This is a genomic window from Tepidimonas thermarum (assembly GCF_007556705.1).
GTDB lineage: Bacteria > Pseudomonadota > Gammaproteobacteria > Burkholderiales > Burkholderiaceae_C > Tepidimonas > Tepidimonas thermarum.
In genome coordinates this window covers 65,116-80,432 of sequence record NZ_VJOL01000006.1, presented here as the reverse complement: position 1 = coordinate 80,432, position 15,317 = coordinate 65,116, and the positions used below count along the sequence as shown (strand labels likewise).

General features: G+C 67.5%; 16 protein-coding genes. 3 read left to right on the top strand and 13 right to left on the bottom strand.

Annotated features, from left to right (window positions below):
- Nucleotides 1–176: 176 nt before the first annotated feature.
- Together Tther_RS03130 and orn are read right to left on the bottom strand one after the other, a co-directional pair.
- Nucleotides 177–1,112, bottom strand: coding sequence for an inorganic phosphate transporter (locus Tther_RS03130; RefSeq protein ID WP_246098884.1), 936 nt, complete (start codon nucleotides 1,110–1,112; stop codon nucleotides 177–179).
- A gap of 115 nt (nucleotides 1,113–1,227) precedes the next feature.
- Complete coding sequence (orn, locus tag Tther_RS03125) at nucleotides 1,228–1,830, bottom strand: oligoribonuclease (protein ID WP_143900778.1); 603 nt, start codon at nucleotides 1,828–1,830, stop codon at nucleotides 1,228–1,230.
- A 70-nt stretch (nucleotides 1,831–1,900) separates the two neighbouring features.
- Here orn and Tther_RS03120 point away from each other — a divergent pair, with 70 nt between their 5' ends.
- Both Tther_RS03120 and rsgA read left to right on the top strand, forming a co-directional pair.
- Complete coding sequence (locus tag Tther_RS03120) at nucleotides 1,901–3,211, top strand: M48 family metallopeptidase (RefSeq protein ID WP_143900776.1); 1,311 nt, start codon at nucleotides 1,901–1,903, stop codon at nucleotides 3,209–3,211.
- Complete coding sequence (rsgA, locus tag Tther_RS03115; protein WP_143900774.1) at nucleotides 3,208–4,152, top strand: ribosome small subunit-dependent GTPase A; 945 nt, start codon at nucleotides 3,208–3,210, stop codon at nucleotides 4,150–4,152. The genes Tther_RS03120 and rsgA overlap by 4 nt, the downstream gene beginning before the upstream one ends.
- A 6-nt stretch (nucleotides 4,153–4,158) precedes the next feature.
- Here rsgA and Tther_RS03110 read toward each other — a convergent pair whose 3' ends face one another.
- Nucleotides 4,159–5,085, bottom strand: coding sequence for a cobalamin biosynthesis protein (locus tag Tther_RS03110; protein WP_143900772.1), 927 nt, complete (start codon nucleotides 5,083–5,085; stop codon nucleotides 4,159–4,161).
- 7 nt (nucleotides 5,086–5,092) lie between these two features.
- Nucleotides 5,093–5,782, bottom strand: coding sequence for a CoA pyrophosphatase (locus Tther_RS03105; RefSeq protein ID WP_246098883.1), 690 nt, complete (start codon nucleotides 5,780–5,782; stop codon nucleotides 5,093–5,095).
- Nucleotides 5,783–5,980: 198 nt separating this feature from the next.
- Here Tther_RS03105 and Tther_RS03100 point away from each other — a divergent pair, with 198 nt between their 5' ends.
- A complete protein-coding gene (locus Tther_RS03100) occupies nucleotides 5,981–7,291 on the top strand; it encodes a Glu/Leu/Phe/Val family dehydrogenase (protein WP_143900796.1) in 1,311 nt (436 codons plus the stop codon).
- Nucleotides 7,292–7,328: 37 nt separating this feature from the next.
- Here the strand turns inward: Tther_RS03100 and Tther_RS03095 are convergent, their stop codons facing one another.
- Genes Tther_RS03095 through nuoI form a run of 9 tightly spaced genes read right to left on the bottom strand, consistent with a single transcriptional unit; the run spans nucleotide 7,329 to nucleotide 15,313 of the window.
- The gene (locus Tther_RS03095; protein ID WP_143900768.1) at nucleotides 7,329–7,775 is read right to left on the bottom strand and encodes a DUF1178 family protein; all 447 of its coding nucleotides are present in this window, start codon (nucleotides 7,773–7,775) and stop codon (nucleotides 7,329–7,331) included.
- Nucleotides 7,772–8,413 carry an NUDIX domain-containing protein gene (locus tag Tther_RS03090; RefSeq protein ID WP_143900766.1) on the bottom strand — a complete coding sequence of 214 codons (642 nt, stop codon included), beginning with the start codon at nucleotides 8,411–8,413 and terminating at the stop codon, nucleotides 7,772–7,774. The genes Tther_RS03095 and Tther_RS03090 overlap by 4 nt, the downstream gene beginning before the upstream one ends.
- Nucleotides 8,414–8,430: 17 nt before the next feature.
- Nucleotides 8,431–8,730, bottom strand: a complete 300-nt coding sequence (locus tag Tther_RS03085; protein ID WP_143900764.1) for a DUF2818 family protein — start codon at nucleotides 8,728–8,730, stop codon at nucleotides 8,431–8,433.
- Nucleotides 8,731–8,749: 19 nt separating this feature from the next.
- Nucleotides 8,750–10,231, bottom strand: coding sequence for an NADH-quinone oxidoreductase subunit NuoN (gene nuoN, locus Tther_RS03080; protein ID WP_143900762.1), 1,482 nt, complete (start codon nucleotides 10,229–10,231; stop codon nucleotides 8,750–8,752).
- A gap of 35 nt (nucleotides 10,232–10,266) precedes the next feature.
- Nucleotides 10,267–11,742 (bottom strand): NADH-quinone oxidoreductase subunit M, encoded by a 1,476-nt coding sequence (locus tag Tther_RS03075; protein ID WP_143900760.1) that lies wholly within the window; start codon nucleotides 11,740–11,742, stop codon nucleotides 10,267–10,269.
- A 13-nt stretch (nucleotides 11,743–11,755) separates the two neighbouring features.
- Entirely contained in the window at nucleotides 11,756–13,786 is a 2,031-nt protein-coding gene (nuoL, locus tag Tther_RS03070) for an NADH-quinone oxidoreductase subunit L (protein WP_246098882.1), read from the bottom strand.
- 31 nt (nucleotides 13,787–13,817) lie between these two features.
- Entirely contained in the window at nucleotides 13,818–14,138 is a 321-nt protein-coding gene (gene nuoK, locus Tther_RS03065) for an NADH-quinone oxidoreductase subunit NuoK (RefSeq protein ID WP_143900758.1), read from the bottom strand.
- Nucleotides 14,135–14,779: an NADH-quinone oxidoreductase subunit J gene (locus Tther_RS03060; protein ID WP_143900756.1), complete on the bottom strand. Its 645-nt coding sequence runs from the start codon at nucleotides 14,777–14,779 to the stop codon at nucleotides 14,135–14,137. The genes nuoK and Tther_RS03060 overlap by 4 nt, the downstream gene beginning before the upstream one ends.
- A 24-nt stretch (nucleotides 14,780–14,803) precedes the next feature.
- Nucleotides 14,804–15,313, bottom strand: coding sequence for an NADH-quinone oxidoreductase subunit NuoI (gene nuoI / locus Tther_RS03055; RefSeq protein ID WP_143900754.1), 510 nt, complete (start codon nucleotides 15,311–15,313; stop codon nucleotides 14,804–14,806).
- Nucleotides 15,314–15,317: the final 4 nt, after the last annotated feature.

Below are 15,317 nucleotides of genomic sequence, written 5' to 3'. Positions count from 1 at the left end.
AGCAAGATCGCATAAGCGGCTTCCAAGGGGTTGGTTTCGACTCGTATTGCCATGAGGGTTACACCCCTTTCTCGAAGTCATGGCGTCAGACCCACCCTCGCGCTGTCTGCTGGGCGGGGAGCGTAGGCGCGTAGCGCCGGAGATCCCCGCCCAGCAGACAACCGGCAAAATGGAATTTACAGAAAGAACGATACACAACTGGCCCCGTGGGCAAAGCTCAACAACGCAGCGGCAAACGCCAGCGGCCAGGTAAACAGTTCGTTGACGCTGGCCTTGGTGCCGGGCAGCGCCGCGGCGCGGCGGGCGACGGGGCCGCGGATGACCAGCCACACCACGACCGCCACCACCAGCCCGCCCAGGATGGCCTGCCAGAACGCGATCTTGAGCACGTTGTTGAGCCCCTTGAGCAGCAAATAGGCACCAAACGCCCAGGCCATCGCGGCGATGAACAGCGGCACATAGCGAGCGGCTGCTGTGGCCATGTCCGCCTGGTAGGTGATCAGGCGCTTGGTCAGGTACAACACCGCGGCCGCCACCGCCCCTCCGAGCAACGGCGAAAAGATCCAGCTCGCCACGATCGCGCCGATCGTGCCCCAGTTGATCACCGCCCAGCCGCCCGCGGCGATGCCAGCCCCCGCCACCGCGCCGATGATCGAGTGGGTGGTCGAGACGGGCGCACCCAGCACCGTGGCCAGATTGAGCCAAAGCGCCCCGGCCAACAGGGCGGCCAACATCAACCAGGTGAAGCGCTGCGGCTGCGCAAACGCGCGCATTTCGATGATGCCGCCCTTGATGGTACCCACCACGTCCGCCCCGGCCACGATGGCGCCCAGCGCCTCGAAGATGGCCGCCAACACAATGGCGCTGCCCAGGCTCAGCGCACCGGCGCCAACCGGAGGGCCCATGTTGTTGGCCACGTCGTTGGCCCCGATGTTCATCGCCATGTAGGCGCCCACCGCGGCTGCGATGACCAAAAACCACAACGACTGGGCGGACAGCCCCGGTATCGCCTTGACGATCACGGCGGCATACACGCCTGCCGCGATCAACCCCGCCACCGCGGCGGCGACTTTGAGTGCTTGCTGCAACTGTGCGCGACCCGACCGGGTCACGGGCGCCAAAATGACTGTCATACGGATATGTCACGAAATCGTCAAAATTTCGTGAGCATACACCGACTCACGCCACCCCCAACGGGTGGCGGCGATCAGCGTCGATCCGGGTCGATCACGCCGTCAGGCGCAAAAAGTGCTCGCGGTAATGCAACAGCTCGTCGATCGACTCGTGCACATCGGCCAGCGCGGTGTGCCGCTGCTGCTTTTTGAAAGCGCCGTACACCTCGGGCCGCCAGCGCCGCGCCAACTCTTTTAGCGTGCTGACATCGAGGTTGCGGTAGTGGAAGTACGCCTCGAGCTGCGGCATGTACTTGACCAAAAAGCGCCGATCCTGCCCCACGCTGTTGCCGCACATGGGCGACGCCCCCTTGGGCACGTAGCGGCCGATGAACGCAAGCAGCTGCTGCTCGGCGTCGGCCTCGGTGACAGCGCTGGCGCGCACCTTGTCGATCAGGCCGCTGCGACCGTGCGTGCCCTTGTTCCAGGCGTCCATGGCGTCGAGCACGGCATCGCTTTGGTGGATGACGAGCACCGGCCCTTCGATGCGCGGATGCAGGTGGGGCCCGGTGACCACCACGGCCACCTCGAGCAGGCGCTCGCGCTCGGGGTCCAGGCCCGACATTTCGCAGTCGATCCAGACCAGGTTCTGGTCGCTCTTGGGCAGGGTCAGGGCTTCGGCAGACAGCGGTTCGGGCAAGGTGTTGGGCGTCGTCATGCCCGCTATTGTCGCCCAGGCGCGCCCGCCGCGGCCGGCACACGGGGGCGACATTGGCTAGACTGCAGGCATGGATGCCCCCCTGCCTCTGCACCTGGTTTGGACCTGGACATTCGTCGCCCTGGTGCTGGCCGCCTTGCTGTTGCGCGGCTGGCTGTACGCGCGCCAGGTCCGCCACGTCGCACGTCACCGCAACCGCGTGCCCGACGCCTTCGCGCAACACGTCAGCGCAGACCAGCATGCCAAGGCGGCCGCCTACACCATCGACAAAACGCGCCTGGCGCTGTTCGAGACGGTCTGGGGCAGCGCGCTGCTGATCGGCTGGACGCTGTTGGGCGGGCTGGACGCGCTGAACCAGATGCTGCTGGCGTGGCTGGGCGAAGGACTGGTGCAGCAGGTGGCGCTGGTGGGGGCGTTTTTCCTCATCGGCGCCGTGCTGGAGCTGCCCCTGGCGTGGTGGCGCACGTTTCGCGTCGAAGCGGCGCACGGCTTCAACCACACCACGCCCGCGCTGTGGGTCGCCGACGGACTCAAAGGGACACTGGTGGCCGCAGCGCTGGGCCTGCCGCTGGCGGCGCTGGTGCTGTGGCTGTACGAGGCGGTCGGCCCCTGGTGGTGGCTGTGGGCCTGGGCGGCGTGGATGGCGTTCAACACCACGTTGCTGCTGCTCTACCCGCGCGTGATCGCGCCGCTGTTCAACCGCTTCGAGCCGCTGGCCGACGCCAGCCTGCGCGCGCGCGTCGAGGCCTTGCTGGCGCGCTGCGGCTTTCGCGCCGCCGGGGTGTACGTGATGGACGGCAGCCGGCGCAGCGCCCACGCCAATGCGTATTTCACCGGCTTTGGCCCGGCCAAGCGCGTGGTGCTGTTCGACACGCTGCTGCAGCGCCTGGACGCACCGGAGGTGGACGCCGTGCTGGCCCATGAGCTGGGCCACGCGCACCACCGCCATGTGCTCAAGCGGCTGCTGTGGCTGGCTGCGGGCAGCGCGGCGGCGCTGGCGGTCTTGGGCTGGCTGTCGCAGCAGTTGTGGTTCTACTTCGGGCTGGGGGTAACGCCCAGCCTGACCGGTAGCAACGGCGCGCTGGCCCTGCTGCTGTTTGGCATGGTGCTGCCGCTGCTGGGCATCTTCGTGGCCCCGCTGGCCAGCGCCCTGTCGCGGCGTGACGAATACCAGGCCGACCGCTATGCGGCGCGGCACGCCGGCGCCGCCGCCTTGACCAGCGCCTTGCTGCGCCTGTACCGCGACAACGCCGCCACGCTCACCCCCGATCCGCTGTTCGTGCGCTTTTTCTACTCCCACCCACCGGCCGCCGATCGGCTGGCCCAGCTGGCCCGGCTGCACCCGCCGCACAGCGATGGCACCGCGGGAGCGGCCACATGACGCGGCCGCCCCAGCCCGCCACGGCGGCGCCCAACGCGCAAGAGGGACGGGTGGTGGCCAGCTACGGCCGCCACGTCCTGGTGGAAGCGCCCGACGGCGCGCGCACGCGCTGCCACCCGCGCGGCAAACGGCAGCAGGCCGTGGTGGGCGACCAGGTGCACTGGTCCATCACCGGCGACGAAGGGGTCATCGAAGCGGTGCTGCCGCGCCGCAACGTGCTCTTTCGCCAGGACGAACAGCGCACCAAGGTGTTTGCCGCCAACCTGGACCAGGTCCTGGTGCTGCTGGCGGCCGAGCCGGCGTTTGCCGAGCCCCAGCTCGGCCGCGCCCTGATCGCGGCGCGCGAGGCTGGCATCGAGCCGCTCATCGCCCTCAACAAGCGCGACGTGCAACCCGCCTTCGACATCGCCTGGGAACGGCTGGCGCCCTACCGCGCGATGGGCGAGCGCGTGCTGCCGCTGCACCTGCACGGCAGCGACGGCACCGCGCGCGCGGAATGCGAGGCCCTAAGGGCCCACTTGCGCGGGCGGGTGACGCTGGTCATCGGCCCCTCGGGCGTGGGCAAAAGCACCCTGGTCAACCTCCTGGTGCCCCACGCGCAGGCGGACACCCAGGCCATCTCGCGCGCGCTGGGCACGGGGCGGCACACCACCACCCGCACCACGTGGTACTGGCTCGACGACGGCGCCGGCGGCGCCCTGATCGATTCACCCGGCTTTCACGAGTTTGGGCTGCACCACATCGCGCCGCAGACACTGGCGCGCTGGATGCCCGATTTCGCACCCTACCTGGGGCAATGCCGTTTTCACAACTGCACGCACCGGCGCGAGCCGGGATGCGCCATCCAGGCCGCGCTGGCGCCGCACGGCCCGATTGCACCCCAGCGCTGGCGGTTTTACGTCGATCTCTACGAGGAGCTGGACGCGGCGCGCGCGCCCTGATACGGGTCAGAAGATGCGCGCCAGCAGCGCCAACGCCAGCACCAGCAGCCACAGCACCACGCTGCGCCACACCAGCCCCACCGCGCTGGCCAGATGCGCGAGCTGGGGCGCGGGCAGGTCGCGGCTCCACCCGTCGTCGGGGGGCGCTACGGTGCCGAGGCGCACCTGCAACGCCCCTTCCGCCACCGCGATCAGCAGCGTATCGCTGGGCTCGGACCAGGGGCGGCGCTGCTGCCGCCAGCGCTCCAGCGCATCCTCGAAATGCCCCACCACCGCAAACCCCAGTGCCGTCATGCGCGCGGGCCCCGCGTCGATCCAACACCAGGCGCGCCGCGCCAGTTGCGCCACCGCGTCGCTGACGGGCGCGCCCTCATGGCCGGCGCCACCCCAGGCCTGCGCCAGCCACGCCGCCACCCGGTACAGCACCGCCCCGGCCGGCCCCAGCCCCAACGCGGACAGGGCCACAAACCACACCAGCACGCCAAACACATGGCGGTGCGACGCCCCGATCCCCTGCGCGATCACGCGGCGCAACAACGCCTCGCGCGGCCAGTCGGCCACATCGACGCCCTGCCACTGCGCCAGCAGCTCGCGCGCACGGGCCTCGTCACCCGACTCGAGCGCGGCCCGTATCGCGGTGAAGTGGTGGCTGAACTGCCGAAACCCCAGCGTTGCGTAGAGCACCAACACCGTCCACGCAAAGGCCAACAGGCCGCTGGCACGCGCCAACAGACCGTGCACCAGCGCCACGGCCAGCACCGGCGCGCCCAGCGCCACGCCCCACACCAGCCAGCCGTGCAGCGCATGGCCCGCGTCCAACTGCCGCTGCACCCAGCCGGCCCAGCCCGCCATCGGCGCCAGCCACGGCGTCGGCGTCCCGGCTCGCCGCGCCTGGTCGAGCACGAAAGCGATCAGAACCGCGAAAAATGTCATGGGGCGATCATAGCCGCGCCGTCGCCGCCAGCAAAAACCGGTACAGATTGCGCAACATGCCGGCGGTCGCCCCCCAGATGAAGCGCTCCCCCGCCGCATCGGCATACGGCATCGACAGCCAGCGTCGGCGCACCCCCTGCCAGACCACTTCGTGATGCCGGTGGTGCCGGGGGTCCATCAGAAAATCCAGCGGCACCTCGAAGGCCTCGGCCACCTCGTGCGGATTGGGTCGCCACGGGCCCGCAGGTGCCACCAGGGCCACCACGGGCGTGATCTCGAAACCCGAACCGGTGGCGTACACCGGCAGCGTGCCCAGCGGCTCCACCCACTCCGGGGCGACACCGACCTCCTCGGCCGCCTCGCGCAGCGCACAGCGCACAGGGTCGCCTGCGTCGTGGTCATCCACCTTGCCACCGGGGAAGGCCACCTGCCCCGCGTGGGTGGGCAGGTGCGCCGTGCGCTGCGTCAACAGCACCGTCGGGCGCTCGCGCCACACCAGCGGCACCAACACCGCAGCGGCCTTGGGCGGCCCGTCCACCCAGCGCGGCTCGGCGCGTATCTCCGGCGTCCACAGCGGCGGCTGGGCAAACCATTGCCGCAGCGCGTGCGGCTGCAGCGCCTCCACCGGCACGCGCGGCAAAGCGTCGTCCCGGGCCACGACGGGCACTTGGCGGGGATCGAAAACGGGGGTCTTCACGGTCGTCTCCCGAAGGGCGCATTGTGCCGCGCACGCCGCCAGCGCGCCGCACCCGCCGCACCCGCCGTTACCGGCAGGACGCCGGCGCACCGCCGCGCGCCCATGCCTTTTTTGCATCACCGCATGGCAAGGCGGCTTTGGACAAGCCTCCCGGCGCGCCCTATGCTGCACGCCATGTTCCACCACGTTATGCACGACATGGCCTCTTCCCACGCCACCGACAGCCTTGCCACCGCCCACGCCCTGCCGTCCTACCTGGACCCGCAGCACCTGGGGCCGTGGGGAATATTTTTGCAACAGGTCGATCGCGTCACGCCGTACCTGGGCAACCTGGCGCGCTGGGTCGAAACCCTCAAACGCCCCAAACGCATCCTCGTCGTGGACGTGCCCATCCACATGGACGACGGCACGGTGGCGCACTTCGAGGGCTATCGGGTGCAGCACAACACCTCGCGCGGCCCCGGCAAAGGGGGGGTGCGCTTCCACCAGGACGTCACGCTGTCGGAGGTGATGGCGCTCGCGGCCTGGATGTCGATCAAAAACGCCGCCGTCAACGTGCCGTTTGGCGGTGCCAAGGGCGGCGTGCGCGTCGACCCCAAACGGCTGTCCATGGGGGAACTGGAGCGCGTCACCCGCCGTTACACGAGCGAAATCGGCCTCATCATCGGCCCCACCAAGGACATCCCCGCGCCCGATGTCAACACCAACGAGCGCGTGATGGCCTGGATGATGGACACCTATTCCATGAACGTGGGCGAAACCGCCACCGGCGTGGTCACAGGCAAGCCCATCAGCCTGGGGGGCTCGCTGGGCCGTCACGAGGCCACCGGCCGCGGGGTCTTCACGGTGGGGGCCGAGGCGGCGCGGCGCATCGGCCTGGAGATTGCCGGAGCGCGCGTGGCGGTGCAGGGGTTTGGCAACGTGGGCGGCATCGCCGCCAAACTGTTTGCCGAGGCGGGCGCCCGCGTCGTCGCGGTGCAAGACCACGCCGGCTGCGTCTACCGTGAGGCGGGCCTGGACATCCCGGCCTTGCTGGCACACGCCAAGCAGCACGGCAGCGTGGCGGGCTTTGCCGCCGCCGAAGCCATCGAGCGCGACCGCTTCTGGGATACGCCCTGCGACATCTTGATCCCAGCGGCGCTGGAGCAGCAGATCACCGCGGCCAATGCGCACCGCATCGGTGCGCGCCTGATCGTCGAGGGTGCCAACGGCCCCACGACCCCGGACGCCGACGACATTTTGCGCGACCGCGGCGTGCTGGTCGTCCCCGACGTGGTGGCCAACGCGGGCGGCGTGACGGTGAGCTATTTCGAGTGGGTGCAGGACTTCTCCAGCTTTTTCTGGAGCGAGGAGGAGATCAACCAGCGGCTCACGGCCATCATGCGCGGCGCCTTGGACGCCGTGTGGCAGGTGGCCGACGACAAAGGTGTGAGCTTGCGCACCGCCACCTTCATCGTGGCGTGCGAGCGCATCCTGCGCGCGCGCGACCTACGCGGCCTCTACCCCTGATGGCAGCGGGCGGCAAGCGCGCCGCGGCGCCTTGCCGTCACTGCAGCGGCTCTTTGAGCGCGGGCCAGTCCGGCAGCGGCACGACCGCGACGCCCTCTTCCAACAGCGCCACCGCCTCGTCCGGCGTGGCCACACCGCGGATGCTGCGCTGCGGCGCGCGTCCCTCGTGGATGGCGCGCGCCTCGGCCGCAAAGCGCTCGCCCACGTCTTCGCTGTTGTGCACGAGGGCGCGCAGCGCCTGCAACCAGCGCGCCTGCTGCGGTGCGCCGTCCGGGGCGTCGGGACTGGGCGGCGCCAGCTCGCGCGGGGGGTCGGCACGCCGGGTCTGGACGTGCGGCGCGCTCAGGCGCTTTTCGACGCGCTGCTCACCGCACACGGGGCAGGTCAACAGCCCCCGCTCGCGCTGCGCCTGGTAGTCATCCTCGGAGGCAAACCAGCCCTCGAAGACATGCCCCTGCGCACACCCCAGATCGAGCACTTTCACAGCCGCGCCTCCGCTGGCGCGTCGTCGTGGCGCCACTGCGCCGCCGACCGCCACGGCAGCGTCCATTGGCCCGTGTGCACCTGCTGCCACCACAGCAGCGCTGCAAGCGTCTTGCCGTCGGTGACCTCACCGCGCCGCACGGCCTGAAGCAGCTCGGCCGGCGCCACCGCCAGCACATCGAGAAATTCGCCCGCGTCCAACTGGCGCGGCCCCTGGCGCAGCCCGCGCGCAAACCAGATCTCGATGGCTTCATCGGCATACCCGATGGCCGGGTGCAGGACGCCGGCACGCGCCCACTCCTGGGCCTCGTAGCCCGTTTCTTCGCGCAGCTCGCGCTCGGCGCAAAGGAACGCCGGCTCCTGGACATCGCGCTTGCCGGCGGGGAATTCGATCATCGCGCGCCGCACCGGGTAGCGGTACTGGCGTTCCACCACCAGCCGCCCATCGGGCAGCAGCGGCACCACCATCACCGCGCCGGGGTGGTGGATGTATTCGCGCGTGGCCGCCCCGCCATCCGGCAGGGTCACCCGGTCACAGCGCACCGACAAAAACCGACCCTGCCACACGGTCGCGGTGTCCTGGCAGTGTTCGGTCAAATGGGCCGGGTGCCGCTCGGGCACGAGCGCGGTGACGGACACGGCGGGCCTCCAGACGCTTATCGGCGCGCCAAATAACGGAACACGAAGCCCGGGAAGGCAAACGTGAGGAACATCGACGCCGTGATGGCGTAGAACTCCCAGCCCTGGGGATAGATTTGCCCCAGGTGTTGCTCCAGCCCCAGCGCCGCAGCCCCAATGAGCAGGTACAGCACCACCAACTCGGCCAGCCGCCCCCACAGCGGCTTGGCGCCGCCGCGCGCCGGCCACAGCGCCAGCCAGCGCTCGTTCACGAAAGGCAGGTTGGCCCCGAGCAGGGCCAGCGCGATCACCAGGGCAACGGCCGTATCCAACGTCATGGCGTGAGTGTAGGCCGACTCACAAAACCGCGCGCACCGATTGGATACACAGCGCCATCAAACCGCCGGGCAGCACGCCCAGCACCAGCACCAGCGCGCCGTTGACCGACAGCACGGCCCGCACGGCCGGCGGCGCCTCGATCGGGGCGGTTTGCGCGGGCGGGTCGAAATACATCACCTTGACGACGCGGATGTAGTAGAACGCCCCCACCAGCGACGCCAACACGGCAAACACGGCCAAGCCCACGTAGAGCCCCTGCCCCACCGCCAGCAGCGCTTGGAGCACCGCCAGCTTGGCATAAAACCCCACCAGCGGCGGCACGCCCGCCAGCGAAAACATGCACGCTGCTAGCACGCCCGCGTAGAGCGGGCTGCGCTGGTTGAGCCCCGCCAGGTCGGCAATCTCCTCCGACTCGAAACCCGCGCGCGTCAGCAGCAGCATCACGCCAAACGTCGCCAGCGTGGTCAGCACATAGGTCACCACGTAGAACATGGCCGCGCCGTAGGCGTCGCCCATGCCGCTGCGGTCGCCCCCGACCACCCCGCCGACCAGCGCCAGCAGCATGAAGCCCATTTGCGCGATCGTAGAAAACGCCAGCATGCGTTTGAGATTGCGCTGCGCCACCGCCGCCAGGTTACCCACCACGAGCGACGCCACCGCCAGCGCGGCCAGCATTTGCTGCCAGTCCGCCGCCACCGCCGGCAAACCTTCGGCCAGCAGGCGCACCACGATGGCAAACGCGGCCAACTTGGGCGCGCCACCGATGAGCAGGGTGATCGCCGTGGGCGCGCCGTGGTAGATGTCGGGCACCCACATGTGAAACGGCACGACCCCCAGCTTGAACGCCAAGCCCGCAACCACGAACACCACGCCCAGGGTCAGCACCAGCGGCTGCGACACGCCCGCCTGGACCGCTTGCGCCACCTCGGCAATGCCCAGGCTGCCGGTCGCGCCGTAGATCAGCGACAACCCGTAGAGCAGAAAACCGCTGGCCAGCGCGCCCAGCACGAAGTACTTCATCGCCGCTTCGGTCGCGCGCACCTCGTCACGGCGCAACGCCACCAGCGCATAACTCGACAGTGTCAACAGCTCCAGGCCCAGATACAGCACCAGGAAGTGGTGGCCACTGATCATGATGAACATGCCCAGCAGCGCAAACATCGACAGCGTGAAGAGCTCGCCGCCGCGCAGCATGTCGCGCGCGCCGGCGTAGGGGCGTGCATACACCAGGGTCACCATCAGCGCCACCGTCGCGAAGCACTTGAGCCAAGCGCCCATGGGGTCGCTGACGATCATGCCGCCAAAGCCGACCAGGGTTTCCCCGCTCAACGCCAGGTAACCCTCCAAACCCGCCACGACGGCCAGCGTGAGCTGCGTCAGGCGAAAGGTCGCATCGCGCAGCGGGGTGTCGACGAACAGATCGAAAAGGGCGATCACGCACGCCATGGCGAGCAACAGCAGCTCGGGGGTGGCGGTGGCCCAGCTGACAGCATCAATCATGAGATGAACGCTTTCTCGAAAAGGGGGTCAACCCGTCAACGCAACTTGGACTGCGCCACGTGCTGCAACAGCTGCTGCACGGCCGGATCCATCACGTCCGTAAACGGCTTGGGGTGGATGCCGAAGTACAGCACCATGATCGCCAGCAGCGCCAGCATCAAAAATTCGCGCGCGTTGATGTCCTGCAGTGCCTTGACGTGCTCGTGCGCCGGCGCGCCCAGGTAGACGCGCTTGAACATCCACAGCGAGTAGGCCGCGCCCAGGATCAGCGAGGTCGCCGCCAACAAACCGATCCAGAAGTTGGCCTTGACGGCCGCCAGGATCACCATCCACTCGCCCACGAAGCCCGCCGTGCCGGGCAGGCCCGCGTTGGCCATCACGAACAGCAGCGCAAACGCGCCAAACGCCGGCATGGTGTTGAGCACGCCACCGTAATCCTTGATCTCGCGCGAGTGCACGCGGTCGTAGAGCACACCGATGCACAGGAACATCGCCGCCGAGACAAAGCCGTGGGCGATCATTTGCACCAGCGCCCCGGACAGGCCCAGATCGTTGAAGACGAACATGCCCAGCGTCACAAAGCCCATGTGGGCCACCGACGAGTAGGCCACCAGCTTTTTCATGTCCTGCTGGACCATCGCCACCAGGCCCACGTAGATCACCGCCACCAACGACAGGCCGATCACCAGCGGTGCCCACTGGTGCGCCGCGTCCGGCGTGATGGGCAGGGAAAAGCGCAGGAAACCGTAGGCCCCCAGCTTGAGCATGATGGCCGCCAGCACCGCCGAGCCACCCGTTGGCGCTTCCACGTGCACATCGGGCAACCAGGTGTGCACCGGCCACATCGGCACCTTGACGGCAAAAGCCGCAAAGAAGGCAAAGAACAGCGCGGTTTGCACGCCGGCCGCCAGCGGCAGCCGCTGCCAGGTCGCCAGGTCAAAGCTGCCGCCCGACGCGTTGTACAGGTACACCAGGGCCACCAACATCAGCAGCGAGCCCAGCAGCGTGTAGAGGAAGAACTTGAACGCCGCGTAGATCTTGTTCGGACCGCCCCAGATGCCGATGATGATGTACATCGGGATCAGGGTCGCCTCGAAAAAGATGTAGAACAGCATCGCGTCGAGCGCGGCGAAGACGCCAATCATCAGCCCCGACAGGATCAGGAACGCACCCATGTACTGGTTGACGCGCTCGGTGATCACCTCCCAGCCGGCGATGACGACGATCACCGTGATGAAGGCGGTCAGCAGCACCAGCCACAGCGAAATGCCGTCCACCCCCAGGTGGTAGTGGACGTTGAAGCGCTCGATCCACACCGCCTTTTCGACGAACTGCATCGCCGCCGAGCCGACTTCAAACCCGGTGTAGAGCGGCACGGTCACCGCCAACCCCAACAGCGCGCCGATGAGCGCCAACCAGCGCACCAGCGGTGCCTGCTCATCGCGCCCCAGGGCGAGCAGCACGACGCCAAAAAAGATCGGCGTCCCAATCGCAAGGCTCAACAAACCCATGCTGTCGTTCTCCTTATTTGGCGAGCCAGACGAAATAGGTCATGAAAGCCAGGACGCCAAGAATCATCACGAAGGCGTAGTGGTAGAGGTAGCCGGTTTGCACACGGCGCACCAGTCCCGCGACCGCGCCGACGACCTTCCAGCTCAGGTTGACGATCCCGGCCTCGATCACGCCGCGGTCGCCGCCCTTCCACAGCCCCATCCCGATGCCGCGCGCCGCCGGGGCGATGAGGCGCTCGTTGATCCAGTCCATGTAGTACTTGTTCTCGAGCACCACCACCAGCGGCCGCAGCGCCTGCGCGATGCGCGGGGGCACATCGGGACGCACCAGGTAGAGGTACCAGGCCGAGACCGCGCCGGCGATCGCCAGGTACAGCGGCGGCGTGCTCAGGGCGTGCAGCGCCATCGCCAGCGGGCCGTGGAAAGCCTCGGCAAACCGCGCCATCGCCGGGTGCTTGTCGGCGTGGACCTCGATCGAGGCGGCCAGGAAGTCACCGAAGAGCATGGGCTGGATGGTCAGGAAACCGATCACCACCGAGGGCACTGCCAACAGCAGCAGCGGCGCGGTCACCACCCACGGCGACTCGTGCGGCTTGGCGTCGTCGTGCTCGTCGTGGCCGCCGTGGTGCCCGTGGTGGGCATCCGGATTCTGGTCGTAGCGCTCCTGGCCGTGGAAGACCAGGAAGTACACGCGGAACGAATAGAACGCGGTCACGAACACGCCGGCCAGCACCGCGAAATGGGCAAACCCAGCGGCCGGCAGGTTGCTGAAGTGCACCGCCTCGATGATCGCGTCCTTGGAGTAAAAGCCCGAAAACAGCGGTGTGCCCACCAACGCCAGCGTGCCGAGCAGGAAGGTGATCCAGGTGATCGGCATGTACTTGCGCACGCCGCCCATGTAGCGGATGTCCTGGTTGTGGTGCATGCCGATGATCACCGAGCCCGCCGCCAGGAACAGCAGCGCCTTGAAAAACGCGTGCGTCATCAGGTGGAACACCGCCACCGAGTACGCCGACGCACCCAGCGCCACCGTCATGTAACCCAGCTGCGACAGGGTCGAATACGCCACCACGCGCTTGATGTCGTTCTGGATGATGCCCAGGAACCCCATGAACAGCGCCGTGATCGCGCCGATCACCAGAATAAAGTTGAGCGCCGCGTCCGACAGCTCGTAGATAGGCGACATGCGCGCGACCATGAAGATGCCGGCGGTCACCATGGTGGCGGCGTGGATCAGCGCCGAGATGGGCGTGGGGCCTTCCATCGAGTCCGGCAGCCACACGTGCAGCGGGAACTGCGCGCTCTTGCCCATCGCGCCGATGAACAGGCAAATGCCAATCACGGTGACCAGCATGGCGTCCTGCCCGAACACGTACCAGGGGAACTCGATCGTCGCCAGCTTGGGCGCCTGGTCGAAGATTTCGTTGTAGTTGAGCGTGCCGGTGTACGCTGCCAGCAGGCCGATGCCCAGGATGAAGCCGAAGTCACCAACCCGGTTGACCAAAAACGCCTTCATGTTGGCGAAAATGGCCGACGGCTTGTTGAACCAAAAGCCGATCAGCAGATAGGACACCAGACCCACCGCCTCCCAGCCAAAGAAGAGCTGCAGCAGGTTGTTGCTCATGACCAGCATGAGCATCGAGAAGGTGAACAGCGAGATGTAGGCAAAAAACCGGTTGTAGCCCGGGTCGTCCTCCATGTAGCCGATGGTGTAGATGTGCACCATCAGCGACACGAAGGTGACCACGCACATCATCATCGCGGTCAGGCCATCGACCAGGAAGCCGACCTCCATCTTGAGGCCGCCGATGACCATCCACTCGTAAATCGTTTGTTCGAAATACGCACCGTCGAGCGCGACGCGCTTGAGCGTGATGGCCGACAGGATGAAGGACACCAACACGCCCAGTATGGTCAAGCTGTGCGACCAGCGCCGGCCGATCCAGTTGCCGCCAAACTTCGTACCCAGGATGCCGGCCGCCGCCGACCCGATCAACGGGGCCAGCGGAACCGCCAGCAGCATGCTTGCAGAGAGTGTCGTCATGGTGAAGGTCGCGTGGAATGCGGTGGGCGCCTCACCCCTTGAGGGTGTTGAGCGTCTCGACGTCGATCGACGACTTGTTGCGGAACAGCAGCACGAGGATCGCCAGGCCAATGGCCGACTCCGCCGCTGCCACGGTCAGGATGAAGAACACGAAGATCTGCCCGTGCAGGTCGCCCAGGTAGTGCGCAAAGGCGACGAAGTTGAGGTTGACCGCCAGCAGCATCAGCTCGATGGCCATCAGCAGCACGATCAGGTTCTTGCGGTTGAGGAAGATGCCCACCACCGACAGCGCGAACAGGATCGCGCCGACGGAGAGGAAATGCCCCACGCCCAAGGCGCCCAGGGTGTTCATGCTTGCTCCTCCTTGTTGGTCGCCTCGGGTGCAGCCGCCTTCGCGGGCGGCATGCTTAGCACCTGCAGCCGGTCGCGGGCCTTGACGCGCACTTGCAGCCCCGGGTCGATGGTCTTGGTGTCCTTGCGCCCGCGCAGGGTCAGGGCGATGGCCGCCACCATCGCCACCAGCAGGATGACCGCCGCCACCTGGATCGGATAGAGGTAATCTTGGTACAGCAGCCGGCCCAGTTCATAGGTGTTGCGGTGATCCGGCGCGTGCATCGCCCCCGTGACCGCGGGGCTGGCCGTCGCGGTCGGGAAGCCCGCCCACAGCACCGCCATCAATTCGGCGCTGACCAGCGCGCCCAGCACCAGCGCCAGCGGCAGGTGCTTCCAAAAACCGACGCGCAGGGCATCGACGTTGATGTCGAGCATCATCACGACGAACAGGAACAGCACCATCACCGCGCCCAGGTACACCAGCACCAGCGCGATGCCCAGAAACTCCGCCTTGAGCAGCAGCCACAGCGCAGCCGCGTGCGAAAAGGCCAGCATCAGATACAGCACCGCGTGCACCGGGTTGCGCGCCGTGATGACGCGAAACCCGGCGAACAGCAGCACCGCCGCGAAGAAGTAAAAGAAACCGGAGACGAAGTCCATGATGTGCTCGTGCGCTGGCGGGGATCAGCGGTACTTGGCGTCAGCCGCCTTGGCCGCCGCGATTTCTTTCTCGTAGCGATCGCCCACGGCCAGCAACATCTCTTTGGTGAAGTAGAGGTCGCCGCGCTTTTCGCCGTGGTATTCGAAGATGTGGGTCTCGACGATGGCATCGACCGGGCAGGCCTCTTCGCAAAAACCGCAGAAGATGCACTTGGTCAGGTCGATGTCGTAGCGCGTGGTGCGACGCGTGCCATCCTCGCGCTGCGCCGACTCGATCGTGATCGCCATCGCGGGGCATACCGCCTCGCACAGTTTGCAGGCGATGCAGCGCTCTTCACCGTTGGGGTAGCGGCGCTGCGCGTGCAGGCCGCGAAAGCGCGGCGACAGGGGCGTCTTTTCCTCGGGGAACTGCACCGTCACCTTGCGCCGCAGCGCATAGCGGCCGGTCAGGGCCATGCCCTTGAACAGCTCGACGAGCAAAAAGCTCTTGAAAAAATCTTTGAGCGAAAATGGAGCGACAGCGGTAGCGGACATCGAG